Origin of the sequence: Pantoea sp. Mb-10, from assembly GCF_021272205.1 — a bacterium.
Taxonomy (GTDB): Bacteria; Pseudomonadota; Gammaproteobacteria; order Enterobacterales; family Enterobacteriaceae; genus Pantoea.
Genome location: NZ_JAJSDX010000012.1, coordinates 65,902 through 80,666, shown reverse-complemented (window position 1 = coordinate 80,666; position 14,765 = coordinate 65,902). Strand labels below are relative to the sequence as shown.

Sequence of the window (14,765 nt, the reverse complement as noted above, 5' to 3'; positions counted from 1 at the left end):
CAGCGGTTTCGTACTCTACGTGTGCGGTGTTGATGGTGATACCACGTGCTTTTTCTTCAGGGGTGCTGTCGATCTGGTCGAATGCACGAGCCTGGCCGCCGTTGGTTTTAGCCAGTACGGTGGTGATAGCTGCAGTCAGGGTGGTTTTACCGTGGTCAACGTGACCGATGGTGCCCACGTTTACGTGCAGTTTGTTACGCTGAAATTGCTCTTTCGCCATGGCGATAATCCTTACGTTATGCCTTCATCATTGATGAAGGCATCAGTTCACAATTTTTAAACCGTAGCCTTATTTGCCACGAGCTTCAATAACGGCCTGAGCGACGTTGTTCGGCGCATCATCGTACTTCAGGAACTCCATGGAGTAAGAAGCACGGCCTTTGGTCAGAGAACGCAGCTGAGTTGCATAACCGAACATTTCGGAAAGCGGTACTTCAGCGTGAATCTGAACGCCAGTCGCGTTAGATTCCTGACCTTTGAGCATACCACGACGGCGGCTCAGGTCACCGATAACGTCACCGGTGTTCTCTTCTGGAGTTTCTACTTCAACCTTCATGATTGGCTCAAGCAGAACAGGCTGCGCTTTCTTAAAGCCATCTTTGAAGGCAAGAGACGCGGCCAGTTTAAACGCCAGCTCAGAGGAGTCAACGTCATGGTAAGAACCGAAGTGCAGGCGCACGCCCAGATCAACTACCGGGTAACCCGCCAGTGGACCAGACTTCAGCTGCTCTTGGATACCTTTATCAACGGCAGGGATGTATTCACCAGGAATCACACCACCTTTGATGTCGTTAACAAACTCGTAGCCTTTCGGGTTTGAACCCGGCTCCAGTGGGTACATGTCGATAACAACATGACCATACTGACCACGACCACCAGACTGCTTGGCGTGTTTACCTTCGATACCGGTCACTTTAGAACGGATCGCTTCGCGATACGCTACCTGTGGTTTACCGATATTCGCTTCAACGTTGAATTCACGCTTCATACGGTCAACGATGATGTCGAGGTGCAGCTCACCCATACCTGCGATGATGGTCTGGTTAGACTCTTCATCAGTCCATACGCGGAATGATGGGTCTTCTTTCGCCAGACGACCCAGAGCCAGACCCATTTTTTCCTGGTCAGCTTTGGTTTTCGGCTCAACGGCGATCGAGATTACCGGCTCTGGGAACTCCATGCGCTCCAGGATAATCGGGTTAGCGGGATCACACAGGGTATCACCGGTGATCACATCTTTCAGACCGATTGCTGCCGCGATGTCGCCTGCGCGAACTTCGCTGATCTCTTCACGCTTGTTGGCGTGCATCTGTACGATACGGCCCAGACGCTCACGCGCAGACTTCACGGAGTTCAGTACGGTATCGCCTGACTTCACGATACCGGAGTAAACGCGGAAGAAGGTCAGGTTGCCCACGAACGGGTCGTTGGCGATTTTGAACGCCAGCGCAGCGAATGGCTCTTCATCACTTGAGTGACGAACTGCTGGCGTATCTTTACCGTCGTCCAGAATACCGTTAATAGCGGTAACGTCAGTTGGCGCTGGCAGATATTCAATAACGGCATCCAGCATCGCCTGAACACCTTTGTTCTTAAATGCAGAACCACAGGTCACGAGGATGATCTCGTTGTTCAGTACGCGCTTACGCAGAGCAGATTTGATCTCTTCTTCGCTCAGCTCTTCGCCGCTGAAGAATTTCTCCATCAGCTCTTCAGAGGCTTCTGCAGCAGCTTCAATCAGCTTGCCACGCCACTCTTCTGCCAGTTCCTGCATGTTTGCTGGGATATCTTCGTAAACGAAGGTCACGCCTGCATCTTCATCGTTCCAGTTGATGGCCTTCATTTTGATCAGGTCAACAACACCGGTGAAGTTTTCTTCTGCGCCGATAGCCAGCTGCAGTGGAACTGGAGTTGCACCCAGACGCGCTTCGATCTGGCCTACAACTTTCAGGAAGTTAGCACCCATGCGGTCCATTTTGTTAACGAACGCGATGCGTGGAACTTTATATTTGTTTGCCTGACGCCATACGGTTTCAGACTGTGGCTGCACGCCACCTACTGCACAGTAAACCATTACTGCGCCGTCGAGCACACGCATGGAACGTTCTACTTCGATGGTGAAGTCAACGTGTCCAGGGGTGTCGATGATGTTGATGCGGTGCGGCTCAAACTGCTTAGCCATACCAGACCAGAATGCTGTGGTCGCAGCAGAGGTGATGGTAATACCACGCTCCTGCTCCTGAGCCATCCAGTCCATCGTTGCTGCGCCATCGTGAACTTCACCGATTTTGTGGTTTACACCGGTGTAGAACAGAATACGTTCGGTAGTAGTAGTCTTACCGGCGTCGATGTGTGCACTGATACCGATGTTACGGTAGCGCGCAATGGGTGTTGTACGAGCCATTTTATTCCTCGGTTTTTCGGACGTTCAAAGTTAGTCGACCCCAGCGGGTTGGCTGTTTGAGCGCCCGCTGGTTTAACAACAACTACGTAACTGTTACCAGCGGTAGTGTGCGAACGCCTTGTTGGCTTCAGCCATGCGGTGAACGTCTTCACGTTTCTTAACTGCAGTACCTTTGTTTTCTGCAGCATCAGAAAGTTCGTTCGCCAGGCGGAGAGCCATTGATTTATCACCGCGTTTACGAGCAGCTTCTACGATCCAACGCATTGCCAGGGCATTACGACGAACCGGACGTACTTCAACTGGAACCTGGTAGGTAGAACCACCAACGCGACGTGACTTAACTTCGACAGTCGGACGCACGTTCTCGAGAGCAACCTCGAACGCTTCCAGTCCGTCTTTACCAGCGCGTTGAGCCAGGGTATCAAGCGCGGTGTAGACGATAGATTCAGCAGTAGATTTTTTACCATCTACCATCAGGATATTTACAAATTTAGCCAGCAGCTCTGATCCGAACTTAGGATCCGGCAGAATTTTACGCTGACCAATGACGCGACGACGTGGCATGGAAATACTCCGTTGTTAATTCAGGATTGTCCAAAACTCTACGAGTTCAGTTTGACATTTAAGTTAAAACGTTTGGCCTTACTTAACGGAGAACCATTAAGCCTTTGGCTTCTTCACACCATACTTGGAGCGAGCCTGCTTACGGTCTTTAACACCTGAGCAGTCCAGCGCGCCACGAACGGTGTGGTAACGCACACCTGGCAGGTCTTTAACACGACCGCCACGGATCAGGATCACGGAGTGCTCCTGCAGGTTGTGACCTTCACCACCGATGTAGGAGGTGACTTCAAAACCGTTGGTCAAACGCACACGGCAGACTTTACGCAGTGCGGAGTTTGGTTTTTTTGGAGTGGTGGTGTAAACACGAGTACAAACACCACGTTTTTGCGGGCAGGCTTCCAGCGCCGGCACGTTGCTTTTAGCAACCTGACGAACGCGTGGCTTGCGAACCAGCTGGTTAACTGTTGCCATTAAATAGCTCCTGGATTTAGCTTTTGCTTCGTAAACACGTAATAAATCGCCTCGCATTGCTACGAGGAGGCAGAATTTTAGGGCTGTGTCAAAAGGGTGTCAAGAAATAACCAGGTTTTCGCTGTCACCAGGCAATCTGCTGCTGGTGCTTTACCGTCAAGTTAACGAAACCAGTATAGTCCAGCATTGTCACACGGGTTGAAATTTGAGCAGTAATGCCACGTGCAGCCGCATCGTCTTCCAGTACCCACAGCGTCGCAGGTGAAGCCAGCAATTTTTGCAGCGCTTCACTTCCGTCCAGCGCAGCGGTAACCCCATCCTGCAGCAGCAGCAGATCGTCGCCTTGCTTCACCAATAGCAGCAGGCTGTTGAGATCGCATTGCCAGGGAGAGTGCAGCAGCGTAAAGAGCATAGTGGGTTCTCAAAAACGAATTATTCGGTCAAAGCGTGCCAGTGCCTGGCGCAGCGAAGGCGCATCGACAACGTCGGCGTTCAGCACGCGCGCGGCCTCGGGATGCATGCCGCGCGCCCGCAGCGACGATTCGCACACATAGCACTGCTCAATGTCATACAGCGCAAGCACGCCAAAGGTTGCAATATAGTTTCGCGCCAGAATTTTTTCCGGCTGCTGCTCACAGGTAAGCTGTAACACCCCATCGCCGATAAAAAACAGGCCGATATCATCGCTGAACGCGCCCGTTGCCAGCACCGCATCCAGCCCTTCCCTGCCAGCGCTGCTGCCGTGCGGGGCCTGAGTAAACAGAAAGGCCACGCGGTTCATTAAAACTGTACCAGGCGATCGCAATGCAGCGCCGCTTCTGCCAGTGCACCTAAGCCGCTGAGCGCAAAGCCTGGCTGCAGATTACTCGCCGCCAGCTGTAAGCGTGCGGCTTCCTGGCTATCCGTCACGCCGCGACGCAGCGCGGCCGCCACGCACACATTCAGCGCGGCGCCGCTCGCTTGCTGGAGACGATGCCATTCGCGCACCATGTCCACCTCATCGCTGGCAGGTGCAGTCAGCTGATTCGCATTGAGCACGCCCTCGCGGTAAAAAAACACGCTCTCAAGCTGGTGGCCGGCGTTGAGTAACGCGCGCGCGAACAGCAACGCGCTGCTGGCGTGCTGCGTGCCATAGGCCGGGCCGGTGACCAGCAAGGTGTAACGCATCAGCGCTCCTGCCCCTGAAAGTCGCCGCTCTTGAACTGGCGAATATAAAGATACACCGTGTGCTTCGAGATATTCAGACGTTCAGCCACTTGGTTGATCGCGTCTTTAATGTCGAAAATGCCCTTTTCATAGAGATTGAGCACAATCTGGCGATTCTTGGCGTTGTTGGACACGTTGCGATCCGCACTGACTTCTTCAATGGTAAATTCCAGCGTCTGGGTAACCAGGTCTTCCACGGAGCTGGCAAAGTTCACGTTGGAATCCACCTGCTGCATCTCTGGCGGCATAAAAGTCGACATGATCTGCGAAAACGGCACATCGAGGTTCATATTGATGCAAAGCAAACCGATCACGCGCTGCTGGCGGTTGCGAATCGCAATCGTCACCGACTTCATTAGCACGCCGCTCTTGGCGCGGGTGAAATAGGCGCGGGACACATTGCTGTCGGCGCCATGCATATCGTGCAGCATGCGCAGCGCTAAATCGGTTATCGGCGAGCCGACCTGACGACCGGTGTGCTCCCCGTTGGCAATACGCACCGCAGAGCGTTTTAAATCTTCCAGGGAATGCAGCACGATTTCACAGTGCGAACCGATCAGCATTGCCAGCCCGTCCACCACCGCTTCATAGGATTTGAGAATATCGTAGTCGGCCTGCTCAAACGGACGCTGCTCGAGTAAATCGAAATCAGTCAGTTCGCCGGGATTGAATGGATTAGACATCGAAGACATTACCCTAAAATGGCTGGAGCCTGTCTCGACAGCTCAGGGGCAGACTCGTATTAGATGATCATTATGCAGCCGATAGTCTGGCAAATGTCAGGGTTTTTAGCCAGAGCTTTGATAATTCCCGCGGACAAGAGCACAAGGCAAGAGGCAAGGAGAGAAGTCGAAAAGAAACCGCCGCCCGAAGGCGGCGGCACGTCAGCACAATTACTGCGCTTTTTTATCGTCAGCGGCAGGCGCCTGCGCTTTTTCATCCGCTTTTGGCGCAGGTTTGATGTCGAGCAGCTCAACGTCAAACACCAGCGTAGAGTTTGCCGGGATGCCCGGTACGCCGTTTTTGCCATACGCCAGGTTCGGTGGAATCACCAGCTTGATTTTACCGCCTTTCTTCACGTGCTTCAGGCCTTCCGTCCAGCCTGGAATCACACCGTCAAGACGGAACGACAGCGGTTCGCCGCGCGTGTAGGAGTTATCAAACTCGGTACCGTCGACCAGCGTGCCTTTGTAGTTAACCACAACGGTATCACTGTCTTTTGGCACGGCGCCGGTGCCCTCTTTCTCAACCTGATACAGCAAGCCCGATTCGGTTTTCTTCACGCCTTTTTCTTTGGCGAATTTTTCGGCGTAAGCGCTGCCTTTATCGGCATTTTCTTTCGCGTCTTTTTCCATCTTCGCCTGAGCGGCGCCCTTTACGCGGCCTTCAAAGGACTGCAGGGTTTGCTCGATTTCCTGATCGGAAAGTTTGCTCTTGCCGCCGAACGCATCCTGAACGCCAGCAATCAGCTGATCTTTGTCCAGTTTGATGCCCAGTTTCTCTTGTTCCTTTAGAGAATTGTCCATGTAGCGTCCCAGTGACGCACCCAGCGCATAAGCGGATTGCTCATCTTCATTTTTGAAGGCAGCATTTTTCGGTGCCTGCGGCGCAGCCTGAACAGCATCTGCTGGCGCAGCCGCGGTCTCAGCAGCCATTGCCAGCGGGGCATTCAGCGCAACGGCCATCGTGGTAGCTAACAATGTGACTTTAAACAGTGATTTCATCCTTTCTCCAAAACCGAAGCTCATCACCTCGGGAATCATTGCGGACAGTGGCCCACACTATAACTTTACGTGGCAGCGGCGAACACTCCCACGGCGTAATTAGTCCGGCTAACTTCCGACCTTTTTTGCGTCAGGAAGTTTCATCAGAGATGATGGCGCAGGCCCAGATTTCAACCATCCGGTGATAATAACGGTAAATATCGGGTGATTCTGTCAGCAAACGCCGTAAAATTACGCGCAAAAGTGCGCTACGGCGCCGGACGAAGCAGAGGAAGAGAGAATGCAACAAGCAGAGTGGGAACAACGTCTTGAGGCGTTAGAGAGTAAACTCGCTTTCCAGGAAGACACTATCGAGCAGCTCAACCAGACCGTCACCCAGCACGAGCTAGAGATGAGTAAAATACGTGAACAGGTGCGTTTGCTGGTGGACAAAGTGAAAGCGGCTGCACCGTCGCTGGTTGCCTCACAGTCGGAAGAGACACCGCCACCGCACTACTAAACGACGGTGCGGACCCGGTAAATCAGGCAAAAAAAAGGCCACCCAACGGTGGCCTTTTTCACGTGACGACAAAACTCAGTGGCTGCAACCGCAACCGCCGTGGCTGCCGCAGCTGCCTTCGCCGTGATCGTGGTCGTGATCGTGGTGATGACCGTCCGCGCCGTGGACGTGACCGTGTGCGATCTCTTCTTCCGTGGCTTCACGAATGGCAACCACCTCAACGTTGAAGTTAAGGTTCTGGCCCGCCAGCATGTGGTTGCCGTCGACCACCACGTGCTCATCTTCCACTTCGGTGATTTCAACCGGTACCGGACCCTGATCGGTTTCTGCCAGGAAACGCATGCCAACCTGCAGTTCGTCTACGCCCATGAACACATCTTTAGGCACGCGCTGAACCAGATTGTCATCATACTGACCGTACGCATCGTTAGCAGGGATATGCACGTCAAACTTGTCACCTACCGCATGATCTTCCAGCGCTTTTTCCAGACCAGAAATCAGGGAACCATGACCGTGCAGATAGTCCAACGGTGCACTCACCGGTGACTCGTCAACCAACACACCGTCTTCGGTACGAACCTGATACGCCAGGCTCACCACCAGGTCTTTTGCTACTTTCATGATATCTCCTAACCGTTGAGAGCTAAGGTCCCGTCTCATTGGTCTATTTTTGCGTGCAATAACCAACCAGAAAGGCTTAAAACTGAGAATGCCAACAGAAGCGTCGTTGCTTACTGCTCAGCGTTAATGGCCACGATTGTAACGGAATTCAATCCCGCTGTAAGTCCAGGCTGAAAAAAAGCTGAGCCATCACGCTACTCAGGATGAAAAATGCCGATGACCTGTTCATTGCTGCGCACCTGATCGCGCGCCTGCTTATCGGCTTCGCGCATCTGATGGCCGCACTTAACGCACTCCACTACATCAACATTATTCTCACGCCACATCGCCAGCGTGTCTTTTTCCTGGCAGTGCGGGCAAACCGCACCGGCAATAAAACGTTTACGCATACTGTTTCCTAACCGTCATTGAATGAGCGGATACCTAAAGTGTAGCCCTACTCGTCATCCCAGCCGTCAATCTGGCGTTTTTCATGCTGCATCTCACGCTGGAAGATGTCCTCCAGCTCGCGCCGCGCCTCTCTGACGCGTGAGACCTGCGCACTGTCACCATGGCTCGGCACCAGCTCACGCAGCATCCGCATATCAAGACGGCGGAAATGCTGCTGCGCACGCTGGGCCTGGTGCGGATGCATCCCCAGCGAAATAAGGGCCTTGCGCCCCAGCTCCAGCGCACTGGAGAACGTTTCGCGTGAAAACAGCGTCACGCCGGCCTGCAGCAGCTCATGCGCTTCCACGCGGCCACGCGCGCGCGCCAGAATTTCCAGATGCGGGAAATGCTGCTGACACAGGTGCACAATCGTCATGGCATCTTCGGGATTGCTGCAGGTCACCACGATAGATTGCGCATTCTCCGCGCCCGCCGCCCGCAACAGCTCAAGCTCGGTGGCATCACCGTAATAAACCTTATAGCCGTATTTCCGCATCAGGCTGACGGCGGAAATGTCACGCTCCAGCACGGTAATGCGCTTGTTGTTCGCCATCAGCAAGCGTCCCACCACCTGACCAAAGCGCCCAAAGCCCACCACAATCACCTGCGGCTGATCGTCTTCGACAAAGGGTTTTTCACCGTGATCGTCGGTCTCGTTAAAGCGGTGCGCCAGCAGCCTGTCAACGCCCTGCATCAGCAGCGGCGTGGTCATCATGGAAAGCGTCACCGTGACCAGCAGCAGCGGCAGCTGATCGCCGCTGAACAGCTTGGCCGATGAAGCCGCAGAAAACAGCACGAACGCGAACTCACCGCCCTGACTGAGCACGCAGGCAAACTGCTGGCGCTCCGAGCTGCGCAGGCCATAAATGCGTCCCAGCACATAGAGTACCAGCGTTTTCACTGCCACCAGGATCACCACGCCCAACAAAATTTCTGCGATGTGGGTATACAGGACGCCGAGGTTTAGCGCCATGCCGACCGAAATAAAGAACAGCCCCAGCAGCAGGCCTTTAAACGGCTCGATCGCCACTTCCAGCTCGTGGCGGTACTCGCTTTCAGCCAGCAGAATACCGGCGATAAACGTGCCCAGCGCCATCGAGAGCCCCAGCGCGTCCATAAATAATGCCGACCCCAGCACCAGCAGCAGCGAGGCGGCGGTGAACACTTCGCGCACGCCTGAGGCGGCGATAAAGCGGAAAATGGGCCGCAGCAGATAGCGGCCGCCGATCAACATACCGGCAAACGCCAGCACCTTGATGCCCACTTTCATCCAGTCAACCGAACCGCTGTCGCTCCCCGCCAGCAGCGGCACCAGCGCCAGCGCCGGAATAACCGCAAGATCCTGGAACAGCAGCACCGAAAAGCCTAGCTGGCCCGCCTCGCTGCGGTTCATGCCTTTGTCACGCATCAGCTGTAATGCCATGGCCGTTGAGGACATCGCCAAGCCGATTCCGCCAATCACGGCCGCTTCCCAGCTAAAGTCGCTGAGCCACAGCACCACGCCCAGCAGGGCTGCGGAGATGACCACCTGCGCCGCACCTACGCCGAAAATCGAGCGGCGCAGCGCCCACAGCTTTGCCGGGTTCAGCTCCAGCCCGATGATAAACATCAGGAACACCACACCCAGCTCAGAAAAATGGAGAATCTCTTCCACATCACTGATAAAACCTAGCCCCCACGGGCCGATGGCAATGCCTGCCAGCAAATAACCCAACACCGCGCCAATGCCGATGCGGGCCGCGATCGGCACCACCAGCACCGCCGCGCAGAGATAAATAACCCCCGCAGTCAGTAACGTTTCACCCTGCATTACAACCCTCCTTGCGGCAGTGGAGAGGCGAGCCATTCACCATACGCCCGGGCGACGTGCCGCATCGCGTCCGGCGTCTGACGACGCGCCCAGTAGATCACCATCGGCGTGAGCCAGTGCATGCGGCACATCTGCGCGGTCAGCTCGAAGGGGCGCATAATGTCGCTCATCGGATAGCGGTTCAGGCCGCTGTGGTGGTAGGCCGTCTCCGGCTCACCGGTCGTCACCACGCTGCGCCAATATTTGCCCTCCAGCGCATTGCCATCCACACCGCTGGCAAAACCGCGCGACAGCACCCGGTCGAACCACTCTTTCAAGAGCGCCGGACAGCTATAGGTGTAAAGCGGGTGCTGGAACACAATGATTTGATGGTCACGCAGTAGCTGCTGCTCATAGTGAATATCAATAAAAAAATCCGGATAATGGGCATACAAATCGTGCACGGTGACGTGTTCAAGGTCCTTAGCCGATTGCAGCAAAACTCGATTAGCAATCGAATCCTGTGTCTCCGGATGGGCGTAAAGCAGCAAGATTTTTGGCGGCTGCGACATCCTTCCCCTCCAAAGCGTCGTCACAGCAGCGGAATTCCGCTACCATGCTCGACGCAACAAATATTCTCGAATTATGTTGCCGGTAAATTAACATATTCTGACGATACGGCGCTTATGATTGTCTTCTCCTCTTTACAAATACGCCGCGGCACCCACGTGCTGTTGGATAACGCGACGGCCACCATTAACCCCGGTCAGAAGGTGGGTCTGGTGGGCAAAAACGGCTGCGGAAAATCAACGCTGCTGGCCCTACTCAAAGGCGAAATCAGCAGCGACGCCGGAAGTTTTACCTTCCCCGGTGGCTGGGCGCTGGCCTGGGTAAACCAGGAAACGCCCGCGCTGAGTAAACCGGCGCTGGAATATGTTATTGATGGTGACCGCGAATATCGTCAGCTTGAGTCTGAATTAGCGCGCGCCAACGAACAGAATGACGGCAACGCCATTGCGCTGGTGCACGGCAAACTCGACGCTATTCAGGCGTGGAGCATACACGCCCGTGCAGCCAGCCTGCTGCACGGATTGGGCTTTAGCCAGGAACAATTAATGCGGCCGGTGAGCGATTTCTCCGGCGGCTGGCGCATGCGCCTTAACCTCGCGCAGGCGCTGGTGTGCCGCTCCGACCTGCTGCTGCTGGATGAACCCACCAACCACCTTGATCTCGATGCGGTGATTTGGCTGGAGCGCTGGCTAAAAAGCTATGAAGGCACGCTGATTCTGATCTCCCACGATCGCGACTTCCTTGATCCCGTGGTGGATAAAATTATCCACATCGAACAGCAAACGCTGTTCGAGTACACCGGCAACTACAGCTCGTTTGAGCGTCAGCGCGTGGCCAAGCTGGCGCAGCAGCAGGCGCTGTACCAAAGTCAGCAGGAGAAAGTCACACACCTGCAAAAATACATTGACCGCTTCCGTGCGCAGGCCACCAAAGCCAAACAGGCGCAGAGCCGGATTAAAATGCTGGAGCGAATGGAGCTGATCGCCCCCGCGCACGTCGACAATCCCTTTAGCTTCCAGTTTCGCGCGCCTGAGACGCTGCCCAATCCGCTGTTAAAGATGGAGAATGTCACCGCCGGCTACGGTGAGCGCATTATCCTCGACGCCATCAAGCTTAATTTGGTACCGGGATCGCGCATTGGCCTGCTGGGGCGAAACGGGGCGGGGAAATCGACGCTCATTAAACTGTTAGCCGGTGAAATTGAGCCGCTGGCGGGCAAAGTCGGCCTGGCGAAAGGCATTAAGCTTGGCTATTTCGCGCAGCATCAGCTGGAGTTTTTACGGGCCGATGAGTCGCCGTTGCAGCATTTGTCCCGCCTTGCGCCGCAAACGTTAGAGCAGCAATTGCGCGACTATCTCGGCGGTTTTGGCTTCCAGGGCGACAAAGTCTCTGAAGCCACGGCGCGCTTCTCCGGCGGTGAAAAAGCCCGCTTAGTGCTGGCGCTGATTGTCTGGCAGCGTCCCAATTTGCTCCTGCTGGATGAGCCGACAAACCATTTGGATCTCGATATGCGCCAAGCGTTGACCGAAGCGTTGATCGATTTCGACGGCGCGCTGGTGGTGGTCTCACACGATCGCCACCTGTTACGTTCCACCACGGACGACCTCTATCTGGTGCACGATCGCAAAGTCGATGTCTTTGAAGGCGACCTTGATGATTATCAGCAGTGGCTGAGCGATCTGCAAAAGCAGCAGGCCCAACAGGATGCCGCGCCCAAGCAGGATAACGCTAACAGCGCCCAGTCACGCAAAGATCAGAAACGCCGCGAGGCCGAAATGCGCGCGCAAACGCAGCCGCTGCGCAAAGAGATTGAAAAGCTGGAAAAGCAGATGACGAAGTGGCAAACCCAGCTCAGCGAAGCGGAAGCGCTGCTCGCCGACAGCGCGATTTACGAGCAGCCACGCAAAGCTGACCTTGCCGCCGCGCTGCAGCGTCAGGCTGAGAGCAAAGCTGCGCTGGAAGACGTGGAAATGGCGTGGCTGGACGCGCAAGAGCAACTGGAGCAGATGCTGGCCGGTTAACCGTCGGGCAAACCGGCCTAACGCGGTGCAACGTGCACGGCCTTACACCGGCTTATCGCCCAACACCGTGGCGCGGTGCATCACGCGCCGTGCCGGGTAGTAATCGGCATTGGCGTAGTGCTGCGTCACGCGGTTATCCCAGATAGCGACATCGTTCTCTTGCCAGCGCCAGCGCACCTGGAACTCCGGCTTCACGCTGTGCCAGAACAGAAAATTAAGCAGTGCCTCACTCTCCTTTTCACTGACGCCCAACAGCCGCGTGGTAAAGCCTTCGTTCACAAACAAGGCTTTGCGCTCACTGATCGGATGGGTGCGCATCGCCGGATGCACGACCGGGGGATGCTTCGCCACCGCGGTCTGCCAGCGCTGATGCTCCGCCTCGGTTTTACGGTATTTGTACTCCTGAAACGATTTTTTAAAATCGTGCTCGGCCTGCAGCCTGCTCAGCAACTGTTTAAAGGGTTCTGACAGGGCCTCCCACGCCGCAATGCCGCTGGCCCAGAGCGTATCGCCCCCGCTCGGTGGCAGCTGCTTGGCGGCCAGAATCGCGACGGCGGGCGGCGTATCAATAAAGGTGACGTCGGTGTGCCAGTTGTCATTGTCCGGCGGGTTATCCTGATGCGTATCCAGCACGATAATCTCTTCCACGCCCTCGGCATGGGGATAAACCGGATGGATGTGCAAGTCGCCAAAGCGCACCGCCAGCGCCCGCTGCTGCGCGGGGGTGATGGCCTGATCCCGCAGAAACAGCACCTGATGACGCAGCAGGCCGTGATAAAGCTGCTCAAACTGCGCATCGCTCAGCGGACGGCTAAGATCGAGGTTGCTGACCTGCGCGCCAATATGCGGGCCGAGCGCGGTAAAAGTAATGCGTTCATTCATTGCTGTTCTCCACTCCAGGGCGTCAGACGGCGCTGCAGCGCGCGTAAACCCAGTTCTAAACACAAAGCGATAAAGGCAATCACCGCGATCCCCGCCAGCACCACGTCCGTGGCCAGGAACTCCCCGGCGGACTGCACCATGAATCCCAGCCCCCGCGTGGCGGCGATCAGCTCCGCTGCGACCAGCGTTGACCAACCGACGCCGAGACCAATGCGTAAGCCGGTTAAAATCTCAGGCAGCGCCCCCGGCAGAATCACAAAGCGCAGCACCTGCATGCGCGTGGCCCCCAGCGACTGCGCGGCGCGAACCCGCACCTGCTGCGCCTGTTTCACGCCAGCCAACGTTGAGAGCGTAACCGGCGCGAAAATCGCCAGCGCGATCAGCAGAATCTTGGCGGTTTCGCCGATGCCGAACCAAATCACCATCAGCGGCAAGTAGGCCAGCGGCGGGATAGGACGGTAGAGCTCAATCAGCGGATCGAGCAGGCCGCGCACCACCGGGCTTAAGCCCATGGCAATGCCCACCGGGATCCCCACCAGCGCAGCACAGAAAAAGGCCACCAGCATGCGCGTCAGGCTTGCCACCAAGTGCTGCCACAGCGTGGCGTCCATAAAGCCTTGCGGACTGGCGATCAGCAACAACTTGCGCAGCACCTGCTGCGGCGGCGGCAAAAAGAGCGGCGCAATCAGACCCAGCGTCGTCACGCTCCACCACAGCGCCAGCAGCAGCCCGACGCTTAACAGGCTAAGCGTCAACGAGCGTGACAGCGGCCAGCGTAGGCTGCGGCGCACGGGGGCTTTGTCCAATAGCGTGCTCATAGCGCGTTCTCCCGCTGCGCGAACACCTGTTGCAGCACGTATTCACGCTGTTCGATAAACGCCGGATCGGATTTGATGCTGCGGCACGGCTCTCCCGCAGCAAAGCGCTGGCCGAAATCCAACCGCAGGCGCTCAACCACGCGCCCCGGCCCCGGCGACAGCAGCACCAGTTCGCTGGCCAGAAACACGGCTTCTTCGATGTCATGGGTGATCAGCAGGATCTGTTTACCGGTATCGCGCCACAGCGTCAGCAGCAGCGTTTGCATCTGTTCACGCGTGAAGGCGTCCAGCGCGCCAAAGGGTTCATCCAGCAACAGCAGTTGCGGGTCCGCAGCCAGCGCACGCGCAATCCCCACGCGCTGGCGCTGTCCACCGGAGAGTTGCCAGATAAAGCGCGATTCGGCGCCTGCCAGCCCCACTTGTTCAAGCAGCCGCCGCGCAATCGCATCACGCTCCGATCTCCCCATACCGGCCAGCTGCAGACCAAACGCCACGTTATCCAACACCGTGCGCCACGGCAGCAGGCCTTCATGCTGAAACACCACGCCGCGCTCGGCGCCCGGCCCTTTTACCGCCTCTCCATTGAGCGCGATCGCGCCGGCGTCATACGGCAAAAAGCCAGCAATCAAGTTAAGTAACGTGGTCTTGCCACAGCCCGACGGTCCCAGCACCACCATCAGGTCGCCAGGATGGAGTTGCAGCGTAATATCCTGTAGCACCGGCGCGCTGCCATAGCGGGCATAAACATGAGAGAGGTTAAGCATATC

Annotated in this window: 18 protein-coding genes; 2 read left to right on the top strand and 16 right to left on the bottom strand. The window is 56.1% G+C overall.

Going from position 1 to position 14,765, the window contains the following annotated elements:
* The 9 genes from LU196_RS19460 to fkpA all read right to left on the bottom strand — a co-directional run.
* Positions 1–220 (bottom strand): GTP-binding protein (locus tag LU196_RS19460; protein WP_232760972.1); only part of this gene is annotated, 220 nt, incomplete at its 3' end.
* A gap of 69 nt (positions 221–289) precedes the next feature.
* Complete coding sequence (gene fusA, locus LU196_RS19455; protein ID WP_232760973.1) at positions 290–2,404, bottom strand: elongation factor G; 2,115 nt, start codon at positions 2,402–2,404, stop codon at positions 290–292.
* A gap of 93 nt (positions 2,405–2,497) precedes the next feature.
* Positions 2,498–2,968 carry a 30S ribosomal protein S7 gene (gene rpsG / locus LU196_RS19450; protein WP_007886246.1) on the bottom strand — a complete coding sequence of 157 codons (471 nt, stop codon included), beginning with the start codon at positions 2,966–2,968 and terminating at the stop codon, positions 2,498–2,500.
* A gap of 96 nt (positions 2,969–3,064) precedes the next feature.
* Complete coding sequence (gene rpsL / locus LU196_RS19445; RefSeq protein ID WP_010616440.1) at positions 3,065–3,439, bottom strand: 30S ribosomal protein S12; 375 nt, start codon at positions 3,437–3,439, stop codon at positions 3,065–3,067.
* A 124-nt stretch (positions 3,440–3,563) separates the two neighbouring features.
* Positions 3,564–3,851: a sulfurtransferase complex subunit TusB gene (tusB, locus tag LU196_RS19440; protein WP_232760975.1), complete on the bottom strand. Its 288-nt coding sequence runs from the start codon at positions 3,849–3,851 to the stop codon at positions 3,564–3,566.
* Between the two features lie 9 nt (positions 3,852–3,860).
* Positions 3,861–4,220, bottom strand: coding sequence for a sulfurtransferase complex subunit TusC (gene tusC / locus LU196_RS19435; protein ID WP_232760976.1), 360 nt, complete (start codon positions 4,218–4,220; stop codon positions 3,861–3,863).
* The gene (tusD, locus tag LU196_RS19430) at positions 4,220–4,606 is read right to left on the bottom strand and encodes a sulfurtransferase complex subunit TusD (protein ID WP_232760978.1); all 387 of its coding nucleotides are present in this window, start codon (positions 4,604–4,606) and stop codon (positions 4,220–4,222) included. Before tusD ends, tusC begins: the two co-directional genes overlap by 1 nt.
* On the bottom strand, positions 4,606–5,328 hold the full coding sequence (locus tag LU196_RS19425) for a transcriptional regulator (protein ID WP_232760979.1): 723 nt from the start codon (positions 5,326–5,328) through the stop codon (positions 4,606–4,608). Before LU196_RS19425 ends, tusD begins: the two co-directional genes overlap by 1 nt.
* A 210-nt stretch (positions 5,329–5,538) precedes the next feature.
* Positions 5,539–6,369 (bottom strand): FKBP-type peptidyl-prolyl cis-trans isomerase, encoded by an 831-nt coding sequence (gene fkpA, locus LU196_RS19420; RefSeq protein WP_232760981.1) that lies wholly within the window; start codon positions 6,367–6,369, stop codon positions 5,539–5,541.
* A 280-nt stretch (positions 6,370–6,649) separates the two neighbouring features.
* On the opposite strand from fkpA, the gene LU196_RS19415 reads away from it, so the two are divergent.
* Entirely contained in the window at positions 6,650–6,868 is a 219-nt protein-coding gene (locus LU196_RS19415; RefSeq protein WP_232760983.1) for a SlyX family protein, read from the top strand.
* A 75-nt stretch (positions 6,869–6,943) separates the two neighbouring features.
* On the opposite strand, the gene slyD is transcribed toward LU196_RS19415, so the two are convergent.
* The 4 genes from slyD to kefG all read right to left on the bottom strand — a co-directional run bounded on the left by slyD (position 6,944) and on the right by kefG (position 10,279).
* On the bottom strand, positions 6,944–7,489 hold the full coding sequence (slyD, locus tag LU196_RS19410; protein WP_232760985.1) for a peptidylprolyl isomerase: 546 nt from the start codon (positions 7,487–7,489) through the stop codon (positions 6,944–6,946).
* Positions 7,490–7,683: 194 nt separating this feature from the next.
* A complete protein-coding gene (locus LU196_RS19405) occupies positions 7,684–7,878 on the bottom strand; it encodes a YheV family putative zinc ribbon protein (RefSeq protein ID WP_006120567.1) in 195 nt (64 codons plus the stop codon).
* Between the two features lie 47 nt (positions 7,879–7,925).
* Positions 7,926–9,728, bottom strand: a complete 1,803-nt coding sequence (gene kefB, locus LU196_RS19400) for a glutathione-regulated potassium-efflux system protein KefB (RefSeq protein ID WP_232760987.1) — start codon at positions 9,726–9,728, stop codon at positions 7,926–7,928.
* Positions 9,728–10,279: a glutathione-regulated potassium-efflux system ancillary protein KefG gene (kefG, locus tag LU196_RS19395; protein ID WP_232760988.1), complete on the bottom strand. Its 552-nt coding sequence runs from the start codon at positions 10,277–10,279 to the stop codon at positions 9,728–9,730. Before kefG ends, kefB begins: the two co-directional genes overlap by 1 nt.
* Before the next feature lie 114 nt (positions 10,280–10,393).
* Here kefG and LU196_RS19390 point away from each other — a divergent pair, with 114 nt between their 5' ends.
* Entirely contained in the window at positions 10,394–12,298 is a 1,905-nt protein-coding gene (locus LU196_RS19390) for an ABC transporter ATP-binding protein (protein ID WP_232760989.1), read from the top strand.
* Positions 12,299–12,340: 42 nt separating this feature from the next.
* On the opposite strand, the gene tauD is transcribed toward LU196_RS19390, so the two are convergent.
* Genes tauD through tauB form a run of 3 tightly spaced genes read right to left on the bottom strand, consistent with a single transcriptional unit; the run spans position 12,341 to position 14,762 of the window.
* Complete coding sequence (gene tauD / locus LU196_RS19385) at positions 12,341–13,180, bottom strand: taurine dioxygenase (RefSeq protein ID WP_232760990.1); 840 nt, start codon at positions 13,178–13,180, stop codon at positions 12,341–12,343.
* The gene (tauC, locus tag LU196_RS19380) at positions 13,177–13,998 is read right to left on the bottom strand and encodes a taurine ABC transporter permease TauC (protein WP_232760991.1); all 822 of its coding nucleotides are present in this window, start codon (positions 13,996–13,998) and stop codon (positions 13,177–13,179) included. The genes tauD and tauC overlap by 4 nt, the downstream gene beginning before the upstream one ends.
* Positions 13,995–14,762 carry a taurine ABC transporter ATP-binding subunit gene (gene tauB / locus LU196_RS19375; RefSeq protein ID WP_232760992.1) on the bottom strand — a complete coding sequence of 256 codons (768 nt, stop codon included), beginning with the start codon at positions 14,760–14,762 and terminating at the stop codon, positions 13,995–13,997. The genes tauC and tauB overlap by 4 nt, the downstream gene beginning before the upstream one ends.
* Positions 14,763–14,765 lie beyond the last annotated feature (3 nt).